Below are 5,069 nucleotides of genomic sequence, written 5' to 3'. Positions count from 1 at the left end.
TAGCTTGAATTGCGTCGAGTGACGACGGTATGGACCTCGGGACTTCATGAGCCTTCTCCGTTCAAGGCCCATCGAGCGTATCAGTTTTTCACGCCCGCCTGGTCCAGCCGGTGGGGTTCACTCCAATTCCCCGGCTTATGGGGTCAATTTTGCACGCCGATTCACAGTCCGGGATCACACACTCTCCGTCATGCCTGCGTCCAGCGCCTGGTAGACACGGGGTTTTCGCTCAAGACCATCGGCGACTATGTCGGCCATCGGGCGGCTTCCTCAACCATGATCTACGCCAAGGTCCAGATCGATGGCTTGCGTGAAGTCGCTCTTGGTGATGGGGAGGATCTGCAATGAGAACCCGTCTTCCCGAGCCTTCAAGTCCGATCGCGCCCTACATCATCGCTTTCGTTCGCCACAAGCGCGCACTCAACCGGCGCTACGACGTTGAAGGCAAGGTCCTGCGGATGCTCGACGGCTATCTGAACGTTCAAGGGGTGATGAGCATGACCCAAATCAGCCCGGCACTCCTCGATGCGTTTTTCCTGAGCCGTCCGCGAGCCCGTCCGAGAAGCTTCAACCATCTTGTCGGTGTCGTCGGCCGGCTGTTCGAGTGGATGGTCGAACATGATGTTATCGATCGCTCTCCTGTCACGATGAAGCCCCGCCGCCGTGGTAATCCAAGACCGCCCTGCATCCTGGATCTTCGTACCGCTCAACAGCTCATCGAGCGCGCCGCCGAACTCCCGGATCAGAATAACGCCCAGCTTCGCGGTCCCGCCTACGCCACCATCTTCAGCCTGCTGTTCGGGCTTGGCCTGCGTGTCGGCGAGGTTGCGCGCCTGCGCTGGCGGGACGTCGATCGGGATCGTAACGTGCTCACCATTCGCGAGACGAAGTTTTCCAAGTCAAGGCTCATTCCCATGGGGCCGCAACTGGCACAGCGCCTTTATGAGTTCATGGCGCTGCGATCACAGCACCTGGTTTCGGTACCCCCCGACACACCGTTGTTTTCCTTCCTGCGGGGTCGGGCTGTGAACCCCGGTACGATCAGCATCATCTTCCGTTCGCTGGCCGACCAGTTGGACATACCGATCCCGCCGGGAGGAACGCCGGCCCACGTGCATGATCTTCGACACAGCTTTGCTGTTGGGCGACTTCTACGGTGGTATCGTGACGGACATAATCCCACCGACAAACTGGTCAAGTTGTCGACCTTCATGGGGCATGTGGATCCCGCTTCCACGACCGTCTATCTCAGCATTACCGCTGATCTCCTGGAAGCCGCCGGCCAGCGCTTCGAACGATTTGCAGCGCCGCTTTCGCGTGGAGGACGGCTATGAGGACCGTCGGCAACCTCGTCTATCAATTCTTCGAGCATCATCTCAAAGCCGAGAAGGGTCTGGCGTCCACTTCGATCCGGAGCTACCGCGACGGAATCCGGTTGTTTCTTCTGTTCTTGGCCCGGGAGAACCGACGCCCGATCAGCAAGCTCAGGCTGAGCGACCTCAGCGCCGACAACGTGCAAGCCTTTCTCGCCCATCTTGAAGCTGAGCGCGGTAACGGCATCCGAGCGCGGAACCACCGGCTCGCAATGTTACACACCTTCTTCGCCTATGCCGGTGGTCAGGAACCGATGGTGCTGCCGGAGGCCGAGCGCGTCGCCGCCATCCCAAGGAAGCGCGCGCAGCCGGCAGCCACCTATTATCTCGAACGCGACGACGTCGAACGGCTCTTCGACAAACTGCCGCGCGGCGGAAAGCTGGCCATCCGCGACAAGGCGCTGCTTATGTTCCTGTACAATACGGGCGCCCGCGCAACGGAAGTCATAGGACTGATCGTTGATCAATTGGTTTTGACGTCCTCACCGCGGGTGAACCTGCACGGCAAGGGCGATAAGTGGCGGACCTGCCCACTATGGCCTGAGACCGCTCGCCTGCTTGGCGAGATGCTGCGTTACCGACGCCAGCCAGCGACGCCAGAAAGTCCGGTATTCCTCAGTAACGTCGGCAAGCCGCTGACGCGATTCGGGCTGTACAAGCTCGTTCGGCGTCATGGTTCGGACATTCGCATCGGCAACGGACAAAGGTCCATTTCTCCACATGTTTGGAGGCACACAACGGCCGTCCACCTGCTCGAGTCCGGCGTCGACGTGAATGTCATAAGAGGTTGGCTTGGCCACGTCAGCCTCGATACAACCAATCGATATGCCGAGATTAGCATCAGGATGAAGCAAGAGGCGCTTGAGGCTTGTCAGGTGCTTGCTACTTCTTCGGTGGGACCTCCCCGAAAGCCAGTCTGGCAGAGCGAGCCAAAACTTCTCGAATGGCTCGCCGGCCTCTGATCGTTATGTGCCCCGTGTTGTCGAGAACGCTTAGATCAGCAGGCTGCGGGGCACATAACCATTCGGGACACAAAAGTGCGATTACGTGCCCGGGCACGTAATCGGGCACCAACAGAGCCGGCGCGCCGCCGAACGCTTCCAGTGCATTGACGTGACACCCCAGCCAGTCCGGAAGCGTCTCACTCCAGCGCGCTTCCGCATAGGATAGGCTCGACGCCCCCAACACGGCCACGAACAGATGCGCCTGCCGCGTCTTGCCCTTCAGCCGGTCGACGACCACGGTCACAGTGTCGCCGGCGTAGTCGACGAAGAGTTTGTCGCCAGCGGCATGGTTCTGCCGCATCGTCACCGGCAGGTTGGATGCCCAGCCTCTGTAAAGATCACAATAACGGCTGTAACGGTAACCATCGGGGTGACGCTCGATGTATTCGTCCCAAAGGATCTGCAGCGTCACATGCTTGCGCTTCAACTCGCGATGCACGTAAGCCCAGTCCGGCTCCACGCTGCGGCGGTGCCCCGTCTTCGTCCCGTTCGCCTTGTAGAGCGCAGCCTCCAGGACCGCGTCCGTGATCTCATCCCCTAACGGCCAGGCCAGGCCGGCAGCCTCCGCCCGGCGAAGCGTTTCGCGCACCGTCGAGGGCGCTGCGCCCACACGGTATGAGATCGCCTTGTGGCCAAGGCCCTCTTCAAATCGATATCTCAAAATCTCGCGGACACGCCGCATGGTCACTCTCTCCGCAGGCATTTCGTTCCTTCCCTGGACAACCCAAAAGAAGAAACATTCCAACAGCAGAGCACCCGGCCCAAACACCGCCACCAGGGGGCGGCATCATTTCGGAATCAGAAGGCGGTTAATTCTCGGAACGAGGGGGCGACATCATCTCGGAATCGGGGGGCGACTTCCCTCGGAATTTGCAATCCCGAGCCAGCCCAAGCTGGCAACTGCCGAAGAGTGGCAGACTTTTTATGGCGCTGGCGGCGAACTGGACCCACGCGACTTCGAGTGCCAAGAATATTACATTCACCGCGTTGAAGAGCACCGAGGCCTGATCTATTTTTGGGGAGCGAGGCGGGGACGATGAATTCCCCGCCCCGGACGCGCCCAAGACGGGACCGGTCCTATGGAAACGCCGATATCTCGCGTCAGAAAAATGTGGACCCGTTGGACTGGATCCAACTTACCTGCCGAAAGGGCTGCGGGGACGGTGGGTGTTGGCAAACAATCCCATAGTTAAATCTCGATCGTGACGGCAGTTTTGCAGCGCCGGCGGCTGCAGCGACACCCGCGATCGCTATTCCGGTCGCAACTGCGTTATCCGTTTATATGAGCCGAATGCATTTCTCGGCCGATGTTCCCCGTTGCACAAGGAGTGCTGCCACTCAGCTTCGATATTGCTCGTCGGTGTTGCTTGTCAGTGCATGGCACAGACGGGGTCGGAGACATTAGGATTTGTCGTACGGCCGCTGAGGCACAGACCTGCGCTTACAATTATTGCCGAGTCCATGGCTCCATTCTCTATACGCGAGACTTCCACCAGCCAGCCTGACGGGCTGGGAACTAACGTGGCTTTGCTGTTTTTGTTAGCCGATCCTGATCTCAACATAAGGCGCACCCTCGAACGGCCCCGGGCTGCCATGTTGTACCGTGATGCTCTGCAGCGACCCGCCGATCTTTACGCCTAGGTCCTCTGACTGCTGCTGAATCCATTTGTCATCAGACTTTATGACACGGCCCGCCGTCTTTTCCGCCAACCGGGCAAGCAGCTTCTTCGCAGGGATGTCCGACCACCCAACTTTCTTTGCCATCGCCTCGTCGGTCGGGATGAACGCGGTGAGTTCGGGGCTCACCATAAGTTCAAGTCCGTTCTCCGACAGCGTGGCGTTGCGGCTGCCATGATGACCGACCTTGTAGAACACAGCGCGGCGTAACAGGTCTGCGCCCGTAACAGGGGTGGTGCTGCCCTCGTTAGGGAAGGTCACCTTTGTCCAACTCTCCCAGTTGCCGATCTGCGCATCGGCTGCAAAGATCAGCACTTTGCCTGTCGCCACGACTTCGATGGCAAGAACAAGGCTGGTGTTGTTGGTGCTGCTGTCCAGCTGGAGCGCGAGGTCGCTCCCGCTGCTCAACCAGTCGCTGTCGATGCGCCTCCAGCTCTGGTCTGTGGATCTCGTCAGATCGGGCGGAAGTTTCGGTGCAGTCAACGGCCCTGCATAGTGACGCGACAGGAATGCAAGGTCCTTCGGGAAACCTTCGTCCTTGCCTGCGAGCGTCTCGGAAAGGAAAAGTCCCGCGCCCTCATCGAAGGGAGCCAGGGGATCGTTCTTGATGCTCAAACCATCCGCCTGGATGGCAAGGCTATTCGTAAGCGCGCCAAGTGTCGCCGACATCTGATAGGTCTGGCTCGCACTGTCCTGAATCTGAAACAATTTGGAGTCCAGTGGCGGGCCAAGCACATAGATCTTGATCGCGCCGGCAGCGGCCGGCAAAGGCACGATTGCGCCCGGAGCAAGATGACGAACATTGGGCGAGAGCGCCCGTAGGTGCTCTCGCGCATCGCGCACCCTCTCGCCATCCAGCCCGATGACGAAGCCGAGAAGCGTATTTATACCAACGGTCATGTTGATTGACCGACGTGAGCCCATTGGCGCGTCCCGATTGAAGTGATGGTCTTTGGTCGTTTGATGAGCTCGCGCCAGGCGTGGCACGCGGCGTCGATGATGGCGTCGTAGCCTT

General features: G+C 59.5%; 4 protein-coding genes and 1 pseudogene. 3 read left to right on the top strand and 2 right to left on the bottom strand.

Translation table 11 applies throughout. The features are described from left to right. The first annotated feature begins 18 nt into the window (after positions 1 to 18). The 3 genes from CKW40_RS45235 to CKW40_RS41855 are packed head-to-tail and all read left to right on the top strand — an operon-like array spanning position 19 to position 2,335. Positions 19 to 348: a tyrosine-type recombinase/integrase gene (locus CKW40_RS45235; RefSeq protein WP_244571562.1), complete on the top strand. Its 330-nt coding sequence runs from the start codon at positions 19 to 21 to the stop codon at positions 346 to 348. Beyond that, positions 345 to 1,334: a tyrosine-type recombinase/integrase gene (locus tag CKW40_RS41860; protein ID WP_095205330.1), complete on the top strand. Its 990-nt coding sequence runs from the start codon at positions 345 to 347 to the stop codon at positions 1,332 to 1,334. Before CKW40_RS45235 ends, CKW40_RS41860 begins: the two co-directional genes overlap by 4 nt. Beyond that, entirely contained in the window at positions 1,331 to 2,335 is a 1,005-nt protein-coding gene (locus CKW40_RS41855) for a tyrosine-type recombinase/integrase (RefSeq protein ID WP_244571561.1), read from the top strand. Before CKW40_RS41860 ends, CKW40_RS41855 begins: the two co-directional genes overlap by 4 nt. A gap of 100 nt (positions 2,336 to 2,435) precedes the next feature. On the opposite strand, the pseudogene CKW40_RS41850 reads toward CKW40_RS41855, so the two are convergent. Both CKW40_RS41850 and CKW40_RS41845 read right to left on the bottom strand, forming a co-directional pair. Further along, positions 2,436 to 3,059 (bottom strand): annotated as a pseudogene (locus tag CKW40_RS41850) (IS21 family transposase); the annotation flags it as partial. Positions 3,060 to 3,916: 857 nt separating this feature from the next. After that, positions 3,917 to 4,954: a ComEC/Rec2 family competence protein gene (locus tag CKW40_RS41845; RefSeq protein ID WP_095205329.1), complete on the bottom strand. Its 1,038-nt coding sequence runs from the start codon at positions 4,952 to 4,954 to the stop codon at positions 3,917 to 3,919. Positions 4,955 to 5,069: the final 115 nt, after the last annotated feature.

The organism is Mesorhizobium carmichaelinearum (assembly GCF_900199455.1).
Classification (GTDB): Bacteria; Pseudomonadota; Alphaproteobacteria; order Rhizobiales; family Rhizobiaceae; genus Mesorhizobium; species Mesorhizobium carmichaelinearum.
The sequence above is the reverse complement of the archived record's forward strand: the minus strand, read 5'-3'. Positions and strand labels throughout refer to the sequence as shown.

Excerpts from the sequence above, each read along its gene's own strand:
- CKW40_RS41860 (WP_095205330.1), top strand. The coding sequence starts at position 345 with ATGAGAACCCGTCTTCCCGAGCCTTCAAGTCCGATCGCGCCCTACATC.
- CKW40_RS41845 (WP_095205329.1), bottom strand. The coding sequence starts at position 4,954 with ATGACCGTTGGTATAAATACGCTTCTCGGCTTCGTCATCGGGCTGGAT.
- CKW40_RS41855 (WP_244571561.1), top strand. The coding sequence starts at position 1,331 with ATGAGGACCGTCGGCAACCTCGTCTATCAATTCTTCGAGCATCATCTC.